The sequence below is a fragment of the Mesorhizobium sp. M0833 genome, from assembly GCF_040319905.1.
Classification (GTDB): Bacteria; Pseudomonadota; Alphaproteobacteria; order Rhizobiales; family Rhizobiaceae; genus Mesorhizobium.
Genome location: NZ_JAMYOQ010000047.1, coordinates 1 through 22,907 on the forward strand (window position 1 = coordinate 1; position 22,907 = coordinate 22,907).

Genomic DNA, 22,907 nt, shown 5'->3' on the forward strand with positions numbered 1-22,907 from the left:
ATTGGCGATATCTGCAATCTCTTCTCTCCAACAGAATGCAGAAACTACTTCACTGCCGCAGGCTATGGACTCACATGAAAGTCCGCCGCTCTAGCATCGGGGGTGACGATGCAACAGGAGAAGACCATGAGAAAGACAACCAGACTTGCACTCGTTTTCGCAGCCCTGGCCGGCGCCGTCGGCACCGCGGCCTATGCAGACGAGCACTCCGGCGCCGGGCCGCGCGACGGCATGATGATGCGCCTCGGCAAAGTCATGAAGGACAATGACGGCACCATCACCTTCGACCAGTTCTCCGACGCCATGAACGCGCGGCTGAAGAAGATGGTCGCTGACAATGGCGGCAAGCTGACCGTGGCACAGCTCGCCGACGCGCTGGAGAAGGCACGCTTCGAGCAGATGGCCAGGCGCATCATCGCCCGTTACGACACCAAGGGCGACGGCACGCTGACCGCCGACGACATCACCAGCCGCCAGAAGAAGGTGTTCGCCATGCTCGACCGTGACAATGACGGCAAGATCGAGAAGAACGAACTGCCGAAGGGCCCCGGCCGTCACCGCCAATGGGACGGCGAGGGCAATGATGGCGCTGACGGCATGCAGTGAGAATTGACAACCGCTCCGGCGGCGCGAGCCGCCGGAGACTTATCTGGTCATTCAGGCAGCCGCCCTGACCGCCTGCGCGACTTTCTTCATCGGGATGCGTACCGAGACGATCGTGCCGATGCTTTCGGTCGAACGGATCTTCAACGCGCCACCCTGAAGCTCGGCCAGCGAGCGCGAGATGGCGAGGCCGAGGCCGGAGCCGGTATGGCTCTTGGAGAACTGGTTTTGCACCTGTTCGAATGGCCGCCCGAGCTTGCTCAGCGCCGCTTTCGGGATGCCACAGCCATTGTCCTCGATCGTCAGGATCAGCGCGCTGGAAATGCTGCGGGCTCTGACCGAAATGTGGCCGCCTTGCCCGGTGAACTTCACCGCATTGGACAGAAGGTTGATGAGGATCTGCTTGATCGCCCTGCGGTCGGCGAACAGCGTCAGCGAATCGGCGATGCGGGTTTCGACGGTGATCGACTTTTCCGCCGCCTGCAGCGAGACGACGCGAACCGTCTCCCTGATGAGCGGGCAGAGATCGATTTCTTCCTGATCCAGGGCGAACTGGCCGGCCTCGATCTTCGACATGTCGAGGATGTCGTTGATCACGCCGAGAAGATATTTGCCGCTGCCGTTGATGTCGGTGGCATACTCTTCGTAGCGCGGCGACCCCATCGGCCCGAACAGCCGCCGTTCCATCAGTTCCGAGAAGCCGATGATCGCGTTGAGCGGCGTGCGCAACTCGTGCGACATGTTGGCAAGGAATTCGGATTTGGCCCGGTTTGCCGCTTCGGCCCGCTCGGTTTCCTTCATGTATTTGCGATTGAGCTCGACGAGCTCACGAGCCCGTTCTTCTTCCGCGCGGCGGGCAAGGCTGAGGTCGTGGATTGTCGCCATCAGCCGGCGCTCGCTGTCGACCAGCTTCTCCTGGTGCAGCTTGATCTGGGTGATGTCGGAGCCGACCGAGACGGTGCCGCCGTCCCTTGTCTGCAACTCGTTCACTTGCAGCCAGCGGCCGTCGGCAAGCTGGCGCTCGAAGGTTACGCCCCCCTGCGGTCCGTTGGTATTGGCAAGCCGCCGCTCCGAGGCGAAGGCCAGCATGCGTTGTTCCAGCACGGCGCGCGGGGCGCCCGGCATCACGTCGCGATCCGACAGGCCGTTGTCCTGCTGGTATTTGGAATTGCACATGATCAGGCGCTCGGACGAATCCCACAGCACGAAGGATTCGTTGATGTTTTCGATGGCCGTCCTCAGGCGCAGGTCCGCCGCTTCGGAGCGCAGCGCCAAGTGCCGCTGCTCGGTGACGTCGACGGCGATGCCGATCAGCTGGATCTCCGGCGCTTCCGGGTCGATAACCTGTGCTCTTGCGCGCATCCAAACCCATTGCCCGTCGGCATGGCGCATCCGGAACACCTGGTCGATATGGTCGATCTCGCGTGCGACGATCCTGTTGGCGAGTTCGAACAAATCGCCGTCCTCGGGATGAATGATTTCGTCGACTTCGCCGAACGACAGCATCGTGTCGCAAGGCTCGTAGCCCAGCATGTCGTACATCGAGCGCGACCAGTACATCTTGCCGCGCACCATGTCCCAATCCCACAGGCCGCAGCGGCCGCGCACCAACGCCATGTCGATGCGCTGGTGGGCTTCGAGATAGATGCGGTCGGCGGCCTGGGCACGCGCCGCCTGGCCGAAATAGGCATAAAGGATGACGATCAGCACGCCGGCCGTCAGCACGAACAGCGTGACATTGAGTGAGACCGTCTTCCGCCAGGCGTCAAAAACTGCCTCCTGCGGCACGAACGCTGCCGCGGCACCCTTTCGGCCATTTGCCAGGCTCACTGCCGCGTACCAGTCCTGTCCGCCGATGCTGACCTCCATCACTCCGGCGCGGTCGCCGAACATGAACAGCGGCTGCCCGCCCTGCACGACGCCATCGAGCGATCGGCCCTCCCAGTGCATCGACTGCGGCGATACGGCAATGATCTTGAAGGCGCTGTCGGTGATCGCCAGTACGTGGCTTCGGCCCATCGCGCCCTGACGACCGGTGCTCTCCAGCAGGTCCTGGATCGCACCTGGCGCGGAAACCATGGTAGCGTCGGCGATCGAACTGGCCAGTTGGCCGGCGGCCAGGGCAAGGATCGCCTTGGCGTCGCGCTCAATCTCGTCGCGCTCGTTCATCAGTGACAGAAAGCGCAGTACTGCGATGATCAACAGAAACATGATAATGAGGGCCGGTATCGATCGCCGCAACAGCGGCTCGGCTGCCAGCAGCCGTCGGTAGGCAGGTTCGGCGATGAGCCGCGTATTGCCCGCGAGACCGTCGTTTCGCGCCTCGCGACGCTCAAACGCCGTCCCACCGGGCGCGCCCCACGCGTCCGCCTTCGCCATAAATGGCACTCCCCGATTTTCTGTCCGCTTGACGATCCGGCAACGCCGCACTTCCGAATCGTCACTAAAGAATCAAAGGTGATTCGCCTTGTCCAGAGGCGCGGCGAAAAAAGATTAAAAATCGACTAAAATAATGGGTTTTCGGATGGTCTTCCCTTCTCCCACGACAAGGGGAGAAGGGGAGGTCGCTTACGCCAGGGTGCGCTCGACGATGTCTCGCAAATCGGCCGACAGCTTCTCGGTATTGGCGATTGAAAGCAACGCCTCCCTTGCCTTGGCCTGCCGCACGGGTTCGAGCGAGCGCCACGACCTGAGCGCCGTCGCCAGCCTGGCGGCCACCTGCGGGTTGCGTTTTTCGACCTGCAGCACCGTTTCGACGAAAAGCCGGTAGCCCTCGCCGTCGGCGCGATGAAAGCCGGTCTGGTTGGCGCTGGAAAACGTACCGATGAGCGAGCGTACCCGGTTCGGGTTGACCATCGAGAACGCTGGGTGGCTGGTCAAGGCGCGCACCGTGTCGACGGTTTGCGGACCGGGCACGCTGGCCTGGATCTGGAACCATTTGTCCATGACCAGCGGATCGGTTGCATATTTCGCCTCGAAATCGGCCAGTGCCTTGGTTGCCTCAGGTGAGCCGTGGTGACGGTGCGCAAGCACGGTCAACGCCGCGGCACGATCCGTCATGTTGGTCGCCGATTGGAAGTGCCGGGCTGCGAGTTCCGCACCTCCCGGTAGCAAGGAGAGATAGTCCAGCAGGACATTGCGCAGCGCCCGCCGCCCGGCACTGGCCGCGTCCGGGCTGAACGGACCATTGTCGGCGAGCCGATCGTAGAAGTTGGAGAATATCTCGCGGTTGGCCTCGGCGATCGCAACTGCCAGCGCCGCGCGCGCCGCGAAAATGGCGTCGGGGTCGATGTTCTTGCCGATGTCGCGGGCGATATCGGCGTCGCCGGGCAGCGCCAGCGCCAGTGCCCGATAGGCGGGTTCGAGCGCCTCGTCGCCGGCTATTTTGCCGGTAAGCCCGGTCAGCCGGGCGCTAAACTCGGGTTGCGTGTGGTCCAGGATCTGGCGGAAAGCTGCAATCAGCGCATCGGTCAAAAGCGTGTTGAACGCCTGCCAGCGCGAGAAGGCGTCGCTGTCGTGGCCAGCCAGAAAAAACTGGTCGTCGGGCCGCTGCTCGACCGAAAGCGTCACCGGCGCCGAAAAGCCGCGGTTGAGCGACATGGCCGGCCGCTCGGCAATCCCGGAAAACCTGACGACATGGCGGCGTTTGCGGATATGGATGACGCCGTCCTCGACATTCGCCCCTTCCACGCCGCTATAGGCTGTCGCCTCTCCGCCGGCGCCGACCAGGCCGAAGGCAAGCGGAATGTGCATCAGCCGTTTGCGGCTTTCCGACGGCGTTGGCGGCACCGACTGCTCGATTTCGAGCGTGAATTCCTGCGCCGCAGGATTATACGCCGAACTGACGGTCAGGTTCGGCGTACCGGCCTGATGATACCAGAGCGAAAACTGCGACAGGTCGCGACCGGAAACGTCTTCGAACACCTTGATGAAGTCTTCGATCGTCGCCGCCTGGCCGTCGTGACGTTCGAAGTAGAGGTCCATGCCGGCGCGGAACGTCTCTGCGCCGAGGATAGTGTGGATCATGCGCACGACTTCCGAGCCCTTTTCATAGACCGTCGCCGTATAGAAATTGTTGATCTCGCGGTAGCGACGCGGCCGCACCGGATGCGCCAGCGGCCCTTGGTCCTCGGGAAACTGATGGGCGCGCAGCGTACGTACCTCGGCGATGCGCTTGACGGCGCGCGAGCGCTGATCGGCGGAGAATTCGTGGTCGCGGAAAACGGTCAGGCCTTCCTTCAGGCAAAGCTGGAACCAGTCACGACAAGTGATTCTGTTACCTGTCCAATTGTGGAAATACTCATGCGCAATGATGGCTTCGATATTGGCGAAATCGGCGTCGGTCGCGGTTTCCTGATCGGCCAGCACATATTTGTCGTTGAAGATGTTGAGGCCCTTGTTCTCCATCGCGCCCATATTGAAGTCGGACACGGCGACGATGTTGAAGACATCGAGGTCGTATTCGCGGCCGAATGCCTCCTCGTCCCATTTCATCGACCGTTTCAAAGCGTCCATGGCGTAGCCGGCGAGCCTCTCTTTACCCGGTTCGACATAGATTCCGAGCTCGACCTTGCGGCCAAACAGGGTAATGAAGCTGTCCGAGATCTTGCCGAGGTCGCCCGCCACCAGCGCAAACAAATAGGACGGCTTGGGGAAGGGGTCGTGCCAGACCGCATAGTGCCAGCCGCCGGCAAGCTCGCCGCTGCCGGCCGGGTTGCCGTTGGACAAAAGCAGCGGCGCCTCATTGCGCTGAGCTTCGATACGCACCGTATAGACCGACAGGATGTCGGGACGGTCGAGGAAATAAGTGATGCGGCGAAAGCCTTCGGCCTCGCATTGCGTGCAATAGACGTCGCTGGAGCGATAGAGGCCCATCAGCGCTTCGTTCTGCGCCGGCGCCAACACGGTTTCAATTCTCAGCTGGAAGCGCCTTGTGGCAGGGGGGCTGATGATTGTCAGTTGATCGGGCGTGACGAGAACATCCGCAGGCCTCGATTCCTGGCCGTCGATGGCGATACTGCGGAGCGTCAGCCCGTCGCCATCCAGCACCAGTGGCACCGACGCGGCAATCTCGTCGCGACGTTCGACCGTCAGCACGGCGGTGACATGCGTTGCTTCAGGCGAAAGGCGGAAAGTCAGGCTGGTTTCCGGAATCAGATAATCACTGGGGCGATAGTCTTCGAGTTTGAAGACCTGGCCGGTATCTGTGCGCATTCCTTGATTTTTCCTGTCGATCCGGGAGCGGCGGGCGGGTCCGCTGGTCCAAATAATTTGAAGTCTGCGCTCTTTACACGAAACGGTCCCTCGACAAAACTGCAGCGACGTCTATTTCCGGCGATCATTTCCAAGCATCATCGCGAGGCTTCCATGACCATCGTCACGCCGAAATTCGGGATGAGCGCCTCTGTGTTGCGTCGCGACGATCGGGCCTTCATCAAAGGCGCCGGGGCGGATACGATCGGATCGACGCCTGCCGCGCTCAATGCGGTGACCGACGCGTTCTACCGCGCCTACGGCATCAGGCATATCGACATGCCGGCAACGCCGGCGCGCATCTGGGCGATCGAGGAAGCAAAACGGGCGTGACAGCCAGACCGGATTTGCCAGTGCTTGCTGCCGGCGACCTTGCCGGCGAGCACAGCACGCTGACCGGGATCGTGCTCAAGATCGTATCGGTGGCGGTCTTCGTCGGCATGTCGTCCTGCATCAAGGCGGCAGGCACCGTGCCGGCGGGCCAGATCGTCTTCTTCCGCTCCTTCTTTGCCATCTTTCCGATCATCGCCTTCCTCGCCTTCCAGGGAAAACTCGGAACCGCCTTTTCGACAAAGCGCCCTCTCAACCACATTGCGCGCGGCGTCGTCGGTGTCTGTGCCATGGGGCTCGGCTTCTTCGCGCTGACGCGGCTGCCGCTGCCGGAGGCGATCACGCTGAACTACGCGCAGCCGCTGCTGGTCGTGGTGTTCAGTTCGATCTTCCTCGGCGAAGCCATCCGCATATATCGCTGGAGTGCGGTTGCCGTCGGCCTGGTCGGGGTGCTGATCATCTCGTGGCCGGAACTGACGCTGCTCAGTTCGGGCGCTGCCCTCGGCGATCAGGAGGTGCTCGGCGTCATTGCCGCCCTCATAGCCGCGGCGATCTCGGCCATCGCCATGCTCCTGGTTCGCAACCTCGTCCAGAGCGAGCGGACGGCGACCATTGTGCTGTGGTTTTCGGTTACCGCGAGCCTCATGGCGCTGCTTTCGCTGCCATTCGGCTGGCAGGCGCTGACGCCAGCGCAGGCGGGGCTTCTGATTGCCGCGGGTTTTTGCGGCGGGCTTGGCCAGATCCTGATGACCTCGGCCTATCGCCATGCCGAGGCTTCCGTCGTGGCACCCTTCGAATACACTTCGATGATCCTCGGCGTCGTCGTCGGCTATCTGGTCTTTGGCGACGTCGCCACGATCAATATGCTGGTCGGCGGCATGATCGTGGTTGCGGCGGGGATTTTCATCATCTGGCGCGAGCGCCAGCTGGGTCTCGAACGCACCCGCACCCGCAAGGCCGTCGCGCCGGAAGGGTGATCACGGCTTCGCTGCGTCAGTCCGCTCTGTCGCCAGCCGCACCAGCACCGCCCGCGTCTGTTCGTCGGCGGGGAAAAAGATTCGATCGCCAGCTCCGACAGCGTCACGTCGAGCGGCGTGCCGAACACGGTGATGGTGCTGATGAACGACAGCACCGCGTCGCCATGGGCAAGCTTGAGCGGATGGACAATCGCGTTCGGTTCGACGGGCGCCGGCCGGCTGCCTCTAAGGCCGGACGGACAGGCCCGAAGCTCGCGCTCGAGCTCGACCAGAACCGGATCGGCGGTAGCGTCGTTCTGCCGCTTCAGCCGCTCCAGAAGATGCGTTCGCCATTCCGCTAGGTTGACGATACGCGGCGCGATGCCGCCGGGATGCAGGCTGAGGCGCAAAACGTTAACCGGCGGCTTCAGCAGGGAGGCATCGGCGACATTGGCGAGGAACGGGCCGATGGCGGCGTTCGCCGACACCAGGTTCCAATGCCGGTCGACGGTAAGCGCCGGGAACGGCTCGTGCGCCTTGAGCACGGTCTCGACCGCCGCCATCGCCGGTGCCATCGAGGCATCGTCAAGTGGTCGTTCGCCGAAGCTCGGGGCAAAGCCGGCGGCCAGCAGCAGCTGGTTGCGCTGCCTGAGCGGGATCGAAAGCTGCTCCGCCAGATGCAGCACCATGTCACGCGAGGGTGCGGCGCGGCCGCTTTCAACGAAACTCAGATGCCGCTGCGAGATCTCGGCCTCCATAGCGAGGTCGAGCTGGCTCATGCGCCGGCGTGTACGCCATTCGCGAATGAGACTGCCGGCGGAAATCTGGGCTGCTGTCATAACGAGATGACTAGGCCGGCAGTGGGCGCATTTCAATTACCTGCGAAGTCATGATGCCGCCCTTCCTTCCTCGCAAGGGGAGAACTGAAGACGCGCTCTGCACCATTACCCAAGTGCCCGCAACTTCGCCTTCACTTCGAGGAAATCCCGCCACGCCAGCTTCTTGTGCGCCGGCGTTCTCAGCAAATAGGCCGGATGCAGGGTCGGCATGGCAGGAATGGCGACGCCGGACGGGGTCGTGTGGACGCGCCAGTTGCCGCGCAGCCGCAATATGCCTTCAGAGGTGTTGAGCAGGGTCTTTGCCGACGGGCCGCCGAGATTGACCAGCACCTTCGGATTGACCAACTCGATCTGCCGCTCGATGAACGGCCGGCAGATCTCGGTCTCGTGCGGGGTCGGCGTGCGGTTGCCCGGCGGCCGCCAGGGAATGACATTGGCGATGTAGACGGATGTCCGGTCAAGACCGATCGCGGCCAGCATGCGGTCGAGCAGCCGGCCGGAGCGGCCAACGAACGGCAAGCCCTCTATGTCTTCATCACGACCCGGCGCTTCGCCGACCAGCATCACCTCGGCAGTCGGATTGCCGTCGGCGAACACAAGGTTCTTGGCGGTGAATTTGAGATTGCAGCCGTCGAATGCCGCCATGTGCTGGCGAAGCTCGTCGAGGCTTGCCGCCGATCTTGCCAGTTGCCGCGCCAATGCCGCTTGCGCCTCGTCGGGCACCGTTGACATGGCCGGGGACGTTCGCACTGCCGGTGCTGTACTCGGTCTCTCGCCCATTTCGGCGCGCGATACGCTCGTCGAGCGTTGTGGCGCCGCATTTTCACTGGGCGGCACAGCGGCCGCCGCAGGCACCCGCTCCGGTGGCCTGGCTTCTGCAAACCTGTTTACCGGCTGTTCTTCAAGTGCCTCGTCGACGCCGGCGGTGGCGTAGAAGGCCAGCAGCTCGGCGAGATCGGCTCGGCTATTGTGGGGGGCGGCAGTCATGGTTTCACATTCGGCCGCAAAGCTTGAATTTGCAAGTTCAGCTCGACGGTATGCGCGGATCCTGCACCAGATAGAACGTCCAGCGCGGCGTGTAGTCGGTGATCAGGAAATAGAAGCTGGCGGTCTTCAGCGGGTCGATCTTGCCGTTCTTGAACAGCAGGCGGTCATACGGTTCGAAATTGCGGTCGAAATCGGCGTAGCTGCTCGACCAGATATTTTCAGGCGTTTTGTTGCGCTGGTCAAACGACAGGCCGTCGCCGAACACGCTCGGCTGGTCGAGGATCTCCTGGAGTTCGAACTGGAACTCGACCCAGGCCTGGCCGCTATTGTTGAGCACGTCGATGCGCATATACATCAGACCATTGGCGAAGTCTCCCGCCTTGCCGAACGGCTGGATCGGCTTTGTCGTGCGAATGGCAAGCGTTACCGGCGTCGCTGAATTCAACTCTTCGGTGATGACCAGCGGATCCTCTTTCGTGCCGATGCCGGAAGCCCCGGTGATGCGGAAGCCGCCGCGCTCGTCGGAAAAGGAATAGGCGCCGGTCGCCCAGACCAGTTGCTGCTCGGCATGGGCATCGAGAGCCGTCAGCGGCAGAAGCGCCAACAGCGCCGCACGGCAAATCCGGCCGGGCGTGAAAAAAAAGCGCGTCGATGAAAAGCCAGCCGGCCTGAATATGCGCATGGCGGGAAGTATGGCCGATAAGCAAGCCGTCGAACAATTAAAAACATCAGTGCGACATATCTGTGCAAACGGAATAGGATTGAAGATTGATGCTCGCCACCGCGAATCTGTGTGGCAGGACGCGACTTTTTGACGAAATCGGTATTGTCACGTCCGCGCCGGTTTCCCGTCGCTATTTGATGCGCTATGCAGCGCGTGAGCCAGCAAGATGCCGGGAATAGCGAGCCAGTGAGGGGTCGATGAGCGATATCGAACGCGAAAGCATGGAATTCGACGTGGTCATCGTCGGCGCCGGCCCGGCCGGCCTCGCCGCCGCGATCCGTCTCAAGCAGGTCAATCCCGAGCTTTCCGTCGTCGTGCTGGAAAAGGGCGGCGAAGTCGGCGCGCACATCCTGTCCGGCGCCGTCGTCGATCCGATCGGCATCGACCGGCTGCTGCCCGGCTGGCGCGAAGAGGAGGGTCATCCCTTCAGGACACCGGTCACCGACGACCATTTCCTGGTTCTCGGCCCCGCCGGTTCGTTCCGTCTGCCCAACATACTGATGCCGCCGCTGATGAACAATCACGGCAACTATATCGTCTCGCTCGGCAATGTCTGCCGCTGGCTGGCGACCAAGGCCGAGGCGCTCGGCGTCGAGATCTATCCGGGCTTTGCCGCGGTCGGCCTGCTCTACAACGAGGCCGGTGCGGTCACCGGCGTCGTCACCGGCGACATGGGCGTCGAGAAGGACGGCACGCACGGTCCGGGCTTTGCGCCGGGCATGGCGCTGATGGGCAAATATGTCTTGATCGGCGAGGGCGCGCGTGGCTCGCTCGCCAAGCAGCTGATCGCCAAATACCACCTTTCCGACGGCCGCGAGCCCGGAAAATACGGCATCGGCCTCAAGGAACTCTGGCAGGTCAAACCGGAAAACCACCGGCCGGGCCTTGTGCAGCATTCCTTCGGCTGGCCGCTCGACATGAAGACCGGCGGCGGCTCCTTCCTCTACCATCTCGAGGACAACCAGGTGGCAGTCGGCTTCGTCGTTCACCTGAACTACAAGAACCCCTATCTGTCGCCCTTTGACGAGTTCCAGCGCTTCAAGACCCATCCGGCGATCCGCGGTACCTTCGAGGGTGCCAAGCGGCTGGGCTATGGTGCCCGCGCCATCACCGAAGGCGGCTGGCAGTCGGTGCCGAAACTGTCCTTCCCCGGCGGCGCGCTGATCGGCTGCGCGGCCGGCTTCGTCAACGTGCCGCGCATCAAGGGCTCGCACAATGCCGTGCTCTCCGGAATGCTGGCGGCCGAGCATGTCTGTGATGCGATAGCCGCCGGCCGCGCCAATGACGAGCTAGCCTCCTACGAGGCGACCTGGCGCGCCACCGATATCGGCAAGGACCTGAAGAAAGTGCGCAACGTCAAGCCGCTATGGTCACGCTTCGGCACCATTGTCGGCGTCGGCCTTGGCGGGCTCGACATGTGGCTGAACACGCTGTTCGGCTTCTCGCCCTTCGGCACGATGAAGCACGGCAAGGCCGACTACGCCGCGCTGGAACCGGCCGCCGCGCACCAGAAGATCGCCTACCCGAAGCCGGACGGGGTACTGACCTTCGACCGGCTGTCGTCGGTGTTCCTGTCCAACACCAACCACGAGGAGAACGAGCCAGTGCATCTGCTCGTCGCCGACATGGACCTGCAAAAGCGCTCCGAACATGACGTCTATGCCGGGCCCTCGACGCGTTACTGCCCGGCCAGCGTCTACGAATGGGTCGACAAGGACGGCAATGCCGCCGCCGATCCTGCGGCAAAGGATGTGCGCTTCGTCATCAACGCGCAAAACTGCGTTCACTGCAAGACTTGCGATATCAAGGACCCGAACCAGAATATAAATTGGGTGCCGCCACAGGGCGGCGAGGGCCCCGTCTACCAGAACATGTAAGTCACAAGGTTTGTTCCGGACTAAACAAGATGAGGAGCAGCGCAACCGTAGGATTGTTGAATAAACCGCCTGCCTGTGTTTCCTTTCTGCGGCGACAGGGAGGAAGGAAAAATGCGCCTGGCAGTTCTGACGAGCGTTGTGGCGATCGGGGCATTGTGCGCCCCTGCAGCCTTGGCCGGCACTAAGGTGCTGGTCAAGACACGAACTTACAACATTGCCGGAACCACCGGCGCGGCCCTGATCGAGGCCATGGATCGCAGTGGGCCGAAGCACGGCTTCATGACCCACGCCATCGCGCAGACCGGCTACAGCGTCGATGATTGGACCTTCGACGCCTATCAGGAACACGGCGTCTGCCGCCTGCGCCAGGCCAACGGGACGCTCAATCTCTTCTATACCTATCCCAAACTAGCCTCAGCCACGTCGCCGGCGCTGCAGAAGCGGTGGAAGCGGTTCTTCGCTGGCGTCCGCGCCCATGAAGAGACCCATGGCCGCATCGCCAGACAGATGATGCGGGCCACCGAAAAGTCGGTTCGAGGGCTGACAGTCGCTGATGACCCGCACTGTTTCGAGGCACGTCGCGAGGCAAAGCGCCGGATCAATGCCATCTATGCCGAATACGAGGCAAAGCAGATCGCCTTCGATGCGCACGAGCATCGCGACGGCGGCCCTGTCGAGCACCTCATCCGCGCTTTTGTGGGCCAGTAATAAGCCAGGTCGAGACTGGACTGCGGATTTTCAGCTTCGCGTCCCGCCAGGCAGCGCTGCAAGCGCGGTCGCCGTCTGGTGCTCGTCGAGCGGCTTTTGTTCATGCGACCGTAGCGAAAACTCCACCAGCACCGGCAGATGGTCTGAGCCGGTGTCCTCAAGGGTCGACGCCGAACGGATAACGATGGCGCCCTTGCTGAAAACCTGGTCGATCGGCAGTCCGGCGAAGCGCAGGAAATCCGGCAGCTTTCTGTAGAGCCAGGTCGGCCCGACCGACGGCATTACAGTCAGCTTGCCAAGCGCTGCGACGCGCCGGACGGCGGCGCTCCATGGCGCTGCGTTGCAGTCGCCCGCCAGGATCGACGTCTCGCCAAGCGAGGCGATTTCGTCAGACAACCCTCCAATCTGCCGTGATTGGTTGTGCGGCCATGGCCAGGTGAGGTGGATGGCGCCGACATCGACGTCGGTTCCGCCGAAATCGACCGTGGCGATCGCCATTGCGCCGCGGCTGTCGCAGTGCGGCGCTGTGCCTATGGCAAACGGTCGTCTGGACAGCAGCGCAACGCCGAACACGCCATTGGGATACGGGCAGAGGATCCGGTAGGGATAAGCGCCGGACAGCAGCCCAAGCTTTGCCTTCCACATCTCGGACACCTCGTCGAGGGTGATCACATCGGGCTGGGTCCGGCCGATCAGCGACAGCACTTTCTCAGGCGTTGGATTGTTGAACCTGAGGTTCATCTGCAGCAGGCGGTAGACCGGCTCGTCACCAGGTTTGGCTTCGTAGGCGGCCTGCACCTGCCATAGCCGCGAAAGCGGCAAGGCATTCGACGTGGTGGCAAAGGAGGCTACCGCAAACAGCAAGGCGGCCGCAGCCTGCAGGCGAAACGAGGTGGCGAGCAGGGGCAGCGCGCAAAGCGCCATCAGCACCGAAAAATGGACGCGGAAATGAGCAAAGGAATCGAGGGCCGGATGCAGCGATCCGAAAAACCCGGCCACCAGCGCGGCCGAGAGTGCAAGCATTGCGACGAATGCCAGCGCAACCGTCATTTCCCGAATACGTGCCATCGCTTTGTCTATCGGCAGAAGTGCGGCTCAATCAAGATGACGAAATGTCCTGACCCGGGCCGACACATGCGATTCGGCATTTACTGGAAGGCCGTTTCCGAAAAGCTCCTGAGCTTGCGCGAATGCAGTCGCTCCATCGGCATTTCAGCCAGCTTCTCCATCGCCCTGATGCCGATGGTCAGGTGCTGCGCCACTTGCCGCTTGTAGAACTCGGTCGCCATGCCGGGCAGCTTCAATTCGCCATGCAGCGGCTTGTCGGATACGCAAAGCAGCGTGCCATAGGGAACCCGGAAGCGGAAGCCGTTGGCGGCGATCGTTGCCGATTCCATATCGAGCGCGATCGCCCGCGACTGCGACAGCCGCTGCACCGGCCCGCGCTGGTCGCGCAGCTCCCAGTTGCGGTTGTCGATGGTGGCGACGGTGCCGGTGCGCATGATGCGCTTGAGGTCGTAGCCGGAAAGCCCGGTGACCTCGGCGACCGCTTCCTGCAGCGCCACTTGGATTTCAGCCAGCGGCGGGATCGGCACCCAGACCGGAAGATCGTCGTCGAGGACATGGTCTTCCCGAACGTAGGCGTGTGCCAGCACATAATCGCCCAGCGCCTGCGTGTTGCGCAGGCCGGCGCAATGGCCGAGCATCACCCAGGCATGCGGCCGGAGCACCGCAATATGGTCGGTGATGGTCTTGGCGTTGGAAGGTCCAACGCCGATATTGACCATGGTGATGCCGCCATGATTCGGCTTCTTCAGATGATAGGCCGGCATCTGCGGCAGGCGAGGGGGCGCAGCACCCTCACCAGGCGCGCTGTCGCCCACTTTGGTCACGATATTGCCCGGCTCGACGAACTCTACATATCCGTCACCGCCATCGGCCATCAATTCGCGTGCACGGGCGACGAATTCGTCGATGTAGAACTGGTAGTTGGTGAACAGCACGAAGTTCTGGAAATGCTGGGGACTGGTCGCCGTATAGTGCGACATCCGATGCAGCGAATAGTCGATCCGTTGTGCCGTGAACGGCGCCAGCGGCCGTGCCTCGCCCAATCCCACTTCAAATGTACCGTTGGCGATCTGGTCGTCGGTGCCGTCGAGATCCGGCACGTCGAACAGGTCACGGATCGGCCGTTTGATGCGTTCCGCGGCGGAACCGTCGACATGCGTGCCTTCGAGAAAGGCGAAATGCAGGGGGATGGGAGTGGTCGATTCCGAAACCGTGACCGGAACACCGTGGTTGCGCATGATCAGCCGAAGCTGTTCGGTGAGATAGCTCTCGAAAAGAGCAGGCTGGGTGATTGTGGTTGAGAAATGCCCCGGCGTCGGCATGTGACCATAGGCCTGCCTCGAGTCGATTTGGGTGAACGAACTCGTGGTGACGCCGATCTCCGGATAGAAGGCCCGGTAGCGTTTGTTGTTGTCGCCACCCGCGGCGAGCGCGGCAAATGAATCGCGCAGGAACTTGGTGTTGCGGTCGTAAAGCACCTGCAGGGCCGCGACCGCCTTCTTGGCATCGTTGAAGCTCTGTCGGCCGAACGGCTCCGGCGTGACGACCGATTCAATGGCTTGAGGATAGATTCGCTTTTCCATGACCCAATATAGAGAGTTGGGCGCGCAGTTGGGAGGGGGTAAGGCGGTCTCAAAACGCGCTGTCGGCGGTTTTCTTTCCGGCGGCCTAGCCTCGCCGCAAGCTGACCAGCAGCACAAAGCCGACGCCGGCCTTTCTCAGCGCAGGCGCCTCAATGGTCGAACCGGCATCGGCGCGCATCGTCGGCACGGCCAGGACCGGGGCCGCCAGAAGCGTCAGGATGAGTGCCGTCCGCGGCAGAAGCCGAAGGATCTTGGCGACATTGGCGGTGAGGCGGGTCATGGCGTGGGTTTCAATATCTCGCTGTCGGGTTCAGTGGCGAAGCTGGTTCGGGCAACCGAGCCGGCAGGAAATGGCCACGTCCCAGGCGCGGGCCGGCCGGCCGGCTTCGGCGACAAGGACGGCGAACAACATGCCGAACAGGCTCATCAGCAGGCAGACGATGGTGAAGCGGCGGGCAAGCATCGCGCGGTGTCTCCTTCAACACGCATGACAATGCCTTGCCCAGGCTGAACCGGCTCTGATGGCGGCGTTCATCTGGGGTTCAAAATGGTTGATGATCTCTGGGCGGGCCGCCTTGAAAGCAGTGACCTATGGCGAGCCGCGGCTGCGAGACCGATATATGAAAACGGGGCCGACTGGCCCCGCGCACCCCGGCAGGAATGGCACGATCAGAGCTTGTGCCAGGTCTGGCTCTTGCAGATCAGCCCGCCGAACACGCAGCCGCTCATTTTGAGCGAACTGCCGGAAAGCGAAGCCTTGCCCGAATAGGTCTTGTCGGTTTCGGGGTCGGTTATGGTGCCGGCATATTTGTTGTCGCCGGCCACCTTCAGTGAACCGATGTTCTTGCCGGCAAATTTGCCGGATTTGAGCGTAATCGAAAATGCCCCGCCGCCACCCGAAATGGCGGCAGTCGCTCCGGCTTGCGTTTTCCAATTGCCTTCGATCGGATCGGCCCATGCCGCGCCGGTCATCATTATTGCGGCCGCGAGGGCCAGGCTCACGTGTCGAAACATGTCTTTCCTCCCTCAGGCAAGTCCAATCGGGCTCCGTCCCGGCCGTCTGCCCTTACGCAAACGTAAGCTAGTCCAGCTCCCGGAAAAACAAAAGCGGTGCCGCGACGGAAGGGTTGCGGGCTTTTGCCCGCTCCCGAACGGCCGCGCCGGCGAAAAATGAAACGGGCCGCACACGTCTTTGTCTTGTGTGGTTAGCGGAGTCTTGATCCGCGCCTCGCAAGTTTTCTTCAAATTTTGTGCAAACTGGCGCAGTTGCTGGCTTTGTATCCTTAACGAATTTTCACGTTTACCTCTTGTTTTAGCTTTGTTTTCCTCAAATTAAGCACGCCATTTAACGACGGATTCAAGCCTCCGCGGCATTCTCGAAAGCATCGAAAGAGCGGCCGCCCCCGAAGGTAATCAAGGACACCGAGGGACAGACGGAGACAGCTCTCGGGAGCCAGAACAGGGGATTTGAAATGGCACGTTTTGAAATGCTTGAAGCCGGCTTCGGCGCCATGGGGGCAACTGCCCAGGCCGATATCCTTTTCGAGTTGGGCATGATGTATGCGACCGGCCGCGATTGCGAGACCGATGTCGTCGCCGCCCACAAATGGTTCAACATCGCCGCGATCAAGGGTTCGGCCCGCGCCGCGGAACTGCGTTCTGAATTGTCGGCCGCCATGTCGAAAGTCGAGATCGCCAGGGCGCTGCGCGAAGCCCGCGAATGGATGACGATGCACTGAATTCGCCGGCACTGAGTTCACTGACAGGGACGCTTCGGGTCAAGGCCGCGCAGACGGGCTGGCCCCGAAAAAAAAGAGGCCGCGCAAGATGGCCGACCAAGTCAAAACCAAGAACACGGCAGGCTGATCAGGCCGAGCCGTGCAACAGACAGGGAAGGCCAGCGGGTTCCGGCGCGGATGCGCCGGCAAGCTCAATGGCAAAAGCCGCGACCGGCCGGAACAGGGCTGGCGCGGCTTTGTCTTTGGGACCGCATGTTACAGGCCCAATCGAGCGCCGACGATGCGTCTAGACAGCTCCGGCGAAGGATGAAATTCTCCCGCCACTCTGGAAGAGGCGCGGCCGGGCGGCTGCGCGAGAGTGGAGGAGTTATGTTACCATGAAGAAATTCAGTATTTTGAGCGCAGCCATATTTGGCCTGATGATGACCGCGCCGCTCGCCTTCGCCGACGACATCACCTTTTCGGTGGTCGGACCGATGACCGGGCAGCTTGCCACCATCGGCGATCAGTTCAAGCAAGGCGCGCAAGCCGCCGCCGACGCGATCAACGCGGCTGGCGGCGTCGACGGTCGCCAGATCAAGCTCGACATCGAGGATGATCAGTGCGATCCGAAGCAGGCGGTTTCGGTCGCCAACCGCATCATCGCCAATGGTGTCAAGTTCATCGATGGCCACGCCTGCTCGGGCTCCAGCATCCCGGCCTCCGCTGTCTACGCAGAAGCCGGTGCGCTGATGATGAGTCCGGCTTCCTCGAACCCCGTGTTGACCGACGCAGCGGCGAAGGCGGGCTGGCCGACGATCATGCGCCTCTATACGCGCGACGATGCGCAGGGCGCTTTCATCGGTCCCTGGATCGCCAAGAAATATGCCGGCAAGAAAGTCGTCATCCTGCACGACAAGAGCGCCTATGGGCAGGGCGTGGCCGATGCCGTCAAGGCAACGATGAACCAGAACGGTCTCAATGAAATCCTCTACGAGGGCATCAACGCTGGCGAGAAGGACTATTCCGCGCTTGTTACCAAGCTCAAGGAGCTGAAGGCTGACGTCGTCTATTTCGGCGGCTATCACCCCGAAGCCGGCCTCATCCTGCGCCAGTCGGCGGAGCAGAACCTCAAGTTCCAGTTGATCATGCCGGACTCGATCGCTTCGCCGGAATTCTGGCAGGTTGCCGGTCCGGCCGGCGAAGGCACCATGTTCGTCTTCCCATCGGATCCGCAGTCGAAGCCCGAAGCCAAGGAAGCCATCGCCAAGATCAAGGCCGGCGGCTTCGTGCCGGAGGGCTTCACGCTGTTTTCCTATGCCGTGATCCAGGCATTCGCCGAGGGCATCAAGCGCGCCGGCAGCGACGACCCGGCCAAGGTCGCCGAGGCGTTGAAGAACGGCCAGCCGATCAGCACGGTTGTCGGGCCGGTCACCTTCGACGAGAAGGGCGACCTCAAGAACGCCAGCTACGACATCAACCAGTGGCATGACGGCAAATACGCGCCGATCCAGCCCTGATAGAACTATGTTGTAATTGAAAATGGCCGGGTCGAACCTGGCCATTTTCATCTTTGCGGTGCCTTTTGTGACGCGCTCGGGATCACTTCGTGGATAAGGAAACTGCGGTCAGCTGTGGTTCCTCGGCAAAGCGCACCAGCACGGTTCCGTCTGTGACCTGCGCGCCTTCGGCGGCGATCTCGGCAATAAGCCCGTCATGGGGGGCGGCAATGGTGTGCTCCATCTTCATCGCCTCCAGTATCAGCAGCGGCTGGCCCTTGATCACGGCCTCGCCTTTTGCCGCACGCACCAATTTGACCAGGCCCGGCATCGGCGCGCGCAGGCTGCCGGAAGCGGCGGCTTCGTCGGCTCGCGCCAGCGGGTCCGGCACCGCAAAATCGTAGCCGATAGCGCCCTCGAAGACGGTGACGTGGCCCGGCCAGCGGGCGAGGCGAGGGGCGGTACGGAGATCATGCGTATTGACGCTGTCATAGGGCGCTTCCAGCGCCACCTCGAACCGTCTGTCCGGCCGCACCGACACGCGCGCGACGATCTCCTGCTCGCCAAACTTCAGCAGCATGCGCCGCACTACAGCGTGGAAATGCGCATAGCCGGCCAGCGACAACCAGGGATCGTCCGAGGACGGCATGTCGCGCGCACCGGACGCGGCAAGTGCCGCGGCGGCAATCGTCTCACCGCTCGGCGGCGCAACCGCCGTCAACGCCTGCTGATGCCTGGAGATCAGGCCGGTATCGAGATCGCCCGCCGCAAAAGCTGCATCAGCGGCCAGCGCGGCAAGAAAGCCAGTGTTGACGGTCGAGCCGGCGATTTCGGTCTGCGACAGCGCCTCGCCAAGTGCCGTGAGCGCCGCCCGTCTGTCCTTGCCATGGACGATCAGCTTGGCGATCATCGGGTCGTAAAACGGCGAAATCGCATCGCCGGCGCGCACGCCGGTTTCGATGCGCATGGTCGCACCTTCCGGTGCTGGCTGCGGAAATTTCAAATGGTGCAAGGTGCCGGTCGCCGGTAAAAACCCTCTTGCCGCGTCCTCGGCATAGATGCGCGCCTCGAAGGCGTGGCCGGAGAGCGCGATCTCGCTCTGCGTCTTCGGCAGTTTTTCCCCGGAGGCTACCCGCAACTGCCACTCGACCAAGTCGATGCCGGTGACCATTTCGGTAACGGGGTGCTCGACCTGAAGGCGGGTGTTCATTTCCATGAACCAGAAACGGTCGGCCTTCAGACCTTGCGAGGCATCGACGATGAACTCGATGGTGCCGGCGCCGGAATAGTGAATTGCCTTGGCGGCTTTCACCGCCGCCTCGGTCATCGCCTTGCGCAGTGCCGGCGTCATGCCGGGGGCAGGCGCCTCCTCGATCACCTTCTGATGGCGGCGCTGCGCCGAGCAGTCACGTTCGTGAAGATGTACGGCGTTGCCGAAATTGTCACCAAACACCTGCACTTCGATGTGGCGCGGCTTATCGACATATTTTTCCACCAAGACGCGGTCGTCACCGAACGCGGCTTTCGCCTCGCGCCGCGCGCCCGACAGTGCTTCCGAAAAATCATCGGGATGCTCGACACGCCGCATGCCCTTGCCGCCGCCGCCGGCGCGCGCCTTGATCAATACGGGGTAGCCGATCTCGCGCGCCTTGGAGGCGAGCAACACGATCTCCTGCGCTTCGCCATGGTAGCCCGGAACGACAGGCACGCCGGACTTTTCCATCAGCCGCTTGGCCGCGTCCTTCAGTCCCATGGCACGGATCGAGGCCGCCGACGGCCCAATGAAGATCAGCCCAGCGGCCGCGACCTGGTCGACGAATTCGGGGTTTTCCGAAAGAAAGCCGTAGCCCGGATGGATGGCCTCGGCACCTGTGGCCAAGGCCGCTGTAATGATCTTGTCGCCGCGCAGATAGCTTTCGTTGGCGGGAGAGGCGCCGATATGCACCGCTTCGTCGGCCATTTCGACATGCAAGGCGTGAGCGTCGGCATCGGAATAGACGGCGACGCTGCGCACACCCATCCTGCTTGCCGTGCGGACCACCCGGCAGGCGATCTCGCCACGGTTGGCGATCAGGATCTTGGCGAACATCGGGCCTCCCGGATTTGGCGCGGGCAATCCCGGATCGGCGTTTGCCCGTCTACTTCGAAGCCGCGATCTGACAGTTGCCGCTGGCCGCCACCTTGTAGTACGCCCGTGCGCTCTGGCAGGATTTGATCGCCATGGCCTCTGCCGCCTTTTGCGACGAGGCGTTGTAGTGGGCGCCACACAGGACGTAACCGTCCCTGACCCGCACGAAAGACGTCGTGGCGTATGCCGAATGGCCGCTTGCAGCGACATAGGCCTTGTAGGCCTTGGTGCACTCGTCCTTGGCGCTGCCAGGCAGAAGTGGTGAAAAGCGCTTGTCGCCTTCGCTTCCGGCCAGCGATCCCGCCGCGCCAGTGCCTGGTGCAGCTAATATAAGTAACCCCGAAAGTATTGCGGCAGTAGTTTTCTGGAAAAGTTGCTGTTTCACCTTCGCCCAAGCCCCATTGAGTTTGAAAAACAGCAATAGCCGCAATTTTTCTGTATGGCCAGTGGGATGACTGAAAATGGGTCTGCAGATTTCTCATGGCTGTGGATCACGCTTTGCCGAGTGCGGCAACGACCCGTTGATACAATTCGGCCGTCGGCTCGTCGAAGCAGCAGAAAATGACGGTTTCCGGAACGATGTTCTGGCCGATGAAGGCGCTCACGGTACCGACAGCAATTTGCGTCGCCTGATCCTTTGGGTAGCGGTAGGCCCCGGTCGAGATCGCTGGAAACGCCACCGCCCGGCAGTCCTTTGCGGCGGCGATTTCGAGCGCCCGGCGATAGCAGGAGGCGAGCAGTTCGGCTTCTCCTTTGCTGCCACCTTGCCAGACCGGCCCGACCGTATGAATGACGTAGCGCGCGGGCAGTCTGTAGCCCTTGGTGATTTTTGCGTCTCCGACCTTGCAGCCATGCAAGGTCCGGCATTCTGCCACAAGCTCGGGGCCGGCCGCGCGGTGGATAGCGCCGTCGACGCCGCCCCCTCCGAGAAGAGAGGTGTTGGCGGCGTTGACGATGGCATCGACCGCCAGCTTCGTGATGTCGCCGGTTTGAATACGAATCCTCTGGCCGATTTCGCTCATCTCACATCCTGAACACGCCGAACCTTGTCTCTTCGATCTCGGCGTTGAGCGCGGCCGAAAGGCTGAGCGCCAGCACTTCGCGGGTCTTGGCCGGGTCGATGATGCCGTCGTCCCAGAGCCTTGCCGACGAATAGAGCGGGTGGCCTTCATGCTCGTATTTCATCAGGATCGGCTTCTTGAATTTCGCCTCCTCCTCGGCGCTCCATTCCCCGCCCTTGCGCTCGATGCCTTCGCGCTTGACCACGGCCAGCACCGTTGCCGCCTGCTCGCCGCCCATCACCGAAATGCGGGCATTCGGCCACATCCACAGGAAGCGTGGCGAATAGGCGCGTCCGCACATACCGTAATTGCCGGCGCCGAACGAGCCGCCGATGATCACGGTTATCTTCGGCACCTTGGCCGTTGCGACCGCCATGACCAGCTTGGCGCCGTCCTTGGCGATGCCGCCGGCCTCGTATTTCCGCCCGACCATGAAGCCGGTGATGTTCTGCAGGAAAATCAGCGGGATCCTGCGCTGGCAGCACAGCTCGATGAAATGCGCGCCCTTTAGCGCGCTTTCCGAAAACAGCACGCCATTGTTGGCGATGATGCCGACCGGCATGCCGCTGAGATGGGCAAAACCGGTGACCAGCGTGGTGCCATAATTCTGCTTGAACTCATCGAATTCGGAGCCGTCGACGGTGCGGGCGATTACCTCGCGTACGTCGTAGGGCTGGCGCAGATCCGTCGGCACGATGCCGTAGAGTTCATGTGGATCGTGAAGCGGCGGAACCGATTTCTGTAAGGCTAGGCTTACAGTCTTGTTCCGATTCAGGTTTTTGACGATACGCCGGCATATTGCCAGCGCATGCTCGTCGTCGAGCGCATAGTGGTCGGCAACGCCGGAAAGCCTTGTGTGCACGTCGGCGCCACCGAGGTCCTCGGCGGTGACGTCCTCGCCGGTGGCCGCCTTCACCAGCGGCGGGCCGCCGAGAAAGATGGTTGCCTGGTTGCGCACCATGATTGTCTCGTCCGACATCGCAGGCACATAGGCGCCGCCGGCAGTGCACGACCCCATGACGCAGGCGATCTGCGGAATGCCGGCGGCCGACATGTTGGCCTGGTTATAGAAGATGCGGCCGAAATGATCGCGGTCGGGAAACACCTCGTCCTGATTGGGCAGATTGGCGCCGCCGCTGTCGACCAGATAGACGCAAGGCAGATTGTTCTGCAGCGCGATTTCCTGTGCACGCAGATGCTTCTTCACCGTCAGCGGATAATAGGTGCCGCCCTTCACCGTGGCGTCGTTGACGACGACCATCACTTCGGTGCCTTCGACGCGCCCGATGCCGGCGATGAGACCGGCCGACGGGATGTCCTCGCCATACATCGACCATGCCGCGAACTGGCCGATTTCGAGGAAGGGCGAGCCGGTATCGAGCAATTGGGCGAGACGTTGCCGCGGCAGGAGCTTGCCGCGGGAGACGTGGCGCTCTCGCGCCTCTTCCGAGCCACCGCGCTCGATGTCGGCGGCTTTTTCCGAAATATTGGCGACCAGCGCCCGCATGCGCTCGGCATTGGCGCGGAAGGTGTCGGAGGCGGGCGAGATCTGCGAGGTGAGGGGGGCCATGGC

The 22,907-nt window shown here is 62.3% G+C and carries 21 protein-coding genes and 1 pseudogene; 8 read left to right on the plus strand and 14 right to left on the minus strand.

From position 1 onward, the window contains the following. Nucleotides 1-126: 126 nt before the first annotated feature. Nucleotides 127-606, plus strand: a complete 480-nt coding sequence (locus NKH98_RS30565) for an EF-hand domain-containing protein (RefSeq protein ID WP_352569858.1) — start codon at nt 127-129, stop codon at nt 604-606. 51 nt (nt 607-657) lie between these two features. On the opposite strand, the gene NKH98_RS30570 is transcribed toward NKH98_RS30565, so the two are convergent. Both NKH98_RS30570 and pepN read right to left on the minus strand, forming a co-directional pair. Further along, nucleotides 658-2,982 (minus strand): PAS domain-containing sensor histidine kinase, encoded by a 2,325-nt coding sequence (locus NKH98_RS30570; RefSeq protein ID WP_352904031.1) that lies wholly within the window; start codon nt 2,980-2,982, stop codon nt 658-660. 189 nt (nt 2,983-3,171) lie between these two features. Further along, nucleotides 3,172-5,817 carry an aminopeptidase N gene (gene pepN, locus NKH98_RS30575; RefSeq protein ID WP_352904032.1) on the minus strand — a complete coding sequence of 882 codons (2,646 nt, stop codon included), beginning with the start codon at nt 5,815-5,817 and terminating at the stop codon, nt 3,172-3,174. 153 nt (nt 5,818-5,970) lie between these two features. On the opposite strand from pepN, the gene NKH98_RS30580 reads away from it, so the two are divergent. Next, on the plus strand, nt 5,971-6,189 hold the full coding sequence (locus NKH98_RS30580; RefSeq protein ID WP_352904049.1) for a hypothetical protein: 219 nt from the start codon (nt 5,971-5,973) through the stop codon (nt 6,187-6,189). Then, nucleotides 6,186-7,163: a DMT family transporter gene (locus NKH98_RS30585; RefSeq protein ID WP_502894347.1), complete on the plus strand. Its 978-nt coding sequence runs from the start codon at nt 6,186-6,188 to the stop codon at nt 7,161-7,163. Before NKH98_RS30580 ends, NKH98_RS30585 begins: the two co-directional genes overlap by 4 nt. On the opposite strand, the pseudogene NKH98_RS30590 reads toward NKH98_RS30585, so the two are convergent. The 3 genes and pseudogenes from NKH98_RS30590 to NKH98_RS30600 form a co-directional block, all read right to left on the minus strand. After that, nucleotides 7,164-7,981: pseudogene (locus NKH98_RS30590) on the minus strand (helix-turn-helix domain-containing protein). Nucleotides 7,982-8,086: 105 nt separating this feature from the next. Further along, on the minus strand, nt 8,087-8,968 hold the full coding sequence (locus NKH98_RS30595; protein WP_352904033.1) for a uracil-DNA glycosylase: 882 nt from the start codon (nt 8,966-8,968) through the stop codon (nt 8,087-8,089). Nucleotides 8,969-9,005: 37 nt separating this feature from the next. Beyond that, nucleotides 9,006-9,650, minus strand: a complete 645-nt coding sequence (locus NKH98_RS30600; RefSeq protein WP_352802365.1) for a hypothetical protein — start codon at nt 9,648-9,650, stop codon at nt 9,006-9,008. Between NKH98_RS30600 and NKH98_RS30605 the strand changes: the two genes are divergently transcribed. From NKH98_RS30605 to NKH98_RS30615, 3 genes are all read left to right on the plus strand, one after another. Next, complete coding sequence (locus NKH98_RS30605; protein WP_254820002.1) at nt 9,601-9,783, plus strand: hypothetical protein; 183 nt, start codon at nt 9,601-9,603, stop codon at nt 9,781-9,783. The genes NKH98_RS30600 and NKH98_RS30605 overlap by 50 nt on opposite strands. A gap of 106 nt (nt 9,784-9,889) precedes the next feature. Next, entirely contained in the window at nt 9,890-11,569 is a 1,680-nt protein-coding gene (locus NKH98_RS30610; protein ID WP_352904034.1) for an electron transfer flavoprotein-ubiquinone oxidoreductase, read from the plus strand. A gap of 111 nt (nt 11,570-11,680) precedes the next feature. After that, nucleotides 11,681-12,277: a DUF922 domain-containing protein gene (locus tag NKH98_RS30615; RefSeq protein ID WP_352904035.1), complete on the plus strand. Its 597-nt coding sequence runs from the start codon at nt 11,681-11,683 to the stop codon at nt 12,275-12,277. A 30-nt stretch (nt 12,278-12,307) separates the two neighbouring features. Here the strand turns inward: NKH98_RS30615 and NKH98_RS30620 are convergent, their stop codons facing one another. From NKH98_RS30620 to NKH98_RS30640, 5 genes are all read right to left on the minus strand, one after another. Beyond that, complete coding sequence (locus NKH98_RS30620) at nt 12,308-13,345, minus strand: endonuclease/exonuclease/phosphatase family protein (protein ID WP_352904036.1); 1,038 nt, start codon at nt 13,343-13,345, stop codon at nt 12,308-12,310. An 80-nt stretch (nt 13,346-13,425) separates the two neighbouring features. Next, nucleotides 13,426-14,928 carry an AMP nucleosidase gene (locus NKH98_RS30625; protein ID WP_352802373.1) on the minus strand — a complete coding sequence of 501 codons (1,503 nt, stop codon included), beginning with the start codon at nt 14,926-14,928 and terminating at the stop codon, nt 13,426-13,428. Between the two features lie 85 nt (nt 14,929-15,013). Continuing rightward, nucleotides 15,014-15,208, minus strand: coding sequence for a hypothetical protein (locus tag NKH98_RS30630; protein ID WP_352904037.1), 195 nt, complete (start codon nt 15,206-15,208; stop codon nt 15,014-15,016). A gap of 30 nt (nt 15,209-15,238) precedes the next feature. After that, the gene (locus tag NKH98_RS30635) at nt 15,239-15,391 is read right to left on the minus strand and encodes a hypothetical protein (protein WP_023718367.1); all 153 of its coding nucleotides are present in this window, start codon (nt 15,389-15,391) and stop codon (nt 15,239-15,241) included. A gap of 206 nt (nt 15,392-15,597) precedes the next feature. Beyond that, nucleotides 15,598-15,942, minus strand: a complete 345-nt coding sequence (locus NKH98_RS30640; RefSeq protein WP_352647268.1) for a DUF2147 domain-containing protein — start codon at nt 15,940-15,942, stop codon at nt 15,598-15,600. A gap of 458 nt (nt 15,943-16,400) precedes the next feature. Between NKH98_RS30640 and NKH98_RS30645 the strand changes: the two genes are divergently transcribed. After that, nucleotides 16,401-16,667, plus strand: a complete 267-nt coding sequence (locus tag NKH98_RS30645; RefSeq protein WP_115145099.1) for an SEL1-like repeat protein — start codon at nt 16,401-16,403, stop codon at nt 16,665-16,667. A gap of 377 nt (nt 16,668-17,044) precedes the next feature. Beyond that, nucleotides 17,045-18,166 (plus strand): branched-chain amino acid ABC transporter substrate-binding protein, encoded by a 1,122-nt coding sequence (locus NKH98_RS30650; protein ID WP_254819977.1) that lies wholly within the window; start codon nt 17,045-17,047, stop codon nt 18,164-18,166. Nucleotides 18,167-18,248: 82 nt separating this feature from the next. On the opposite strand, the gene NKH98_RS30655 is transcribed toward NKH98_RS30650, so the two are convergent. The 4 genes from NKH98_RS30655 to NKH98_RS30670 all read right to left on the minus strand — a co-directional run bounded on the left by NKH98_RS30655 (nt 18,249) and on the right by NKH98_RS30670 (nt 22,904). Then, nucleotides 18,249-20,234, minus strand: a complete 1,986-nt coding sequence (locus NKH98_RS30655) for an acetyl/propionyl/methylcrotonyl-CoA carboxylase subunit alpha (protein ID WP_352904038.1) — start codon at nt 20,232-20,234, stop codon at nt 18,249-18,251. Between the two features lie 49 nt (nt 20,235-20,283). Further along, nucleotides 20,284-20,658, minus strand: a complete 375-nt coding sequence (locus NKH98_RS30660; RefSeq protein WP_352904039.1) for a hypothetical protein — start codon at nt 20,656-20,658, stop codon at nt 20,284-20,286. A 106-nt stretch (nt 20,659-20,764) separates the two neighbouring features. Continuing rightward, nucleotides 20,765-21,295, minus strand: coding sequence for an O-acetyl-ADP-ribose deacetylase (locus NKH98_RS30665; protein WP_352904040.1), 531 nt, complete (start codon nt 21,293-21,295; stop codon nt 20,765-20,767). A 1-nt stretch (nt 21,296) separates the two neighbouring features. Continuing rightward, nucleotides 21,297-22,904, minus strand: coding sequence for a carboxyl transferase domain-containing protein (locus NKH98_RS30670; RefSeq protein WP_352904041.1), 1,608 nt, complete (start codon nt 22,902-22,904; stop codon nt 21,297-21,299). Nucleotides 22,905-22,907 lie beyond the last annotated feature (3 nt).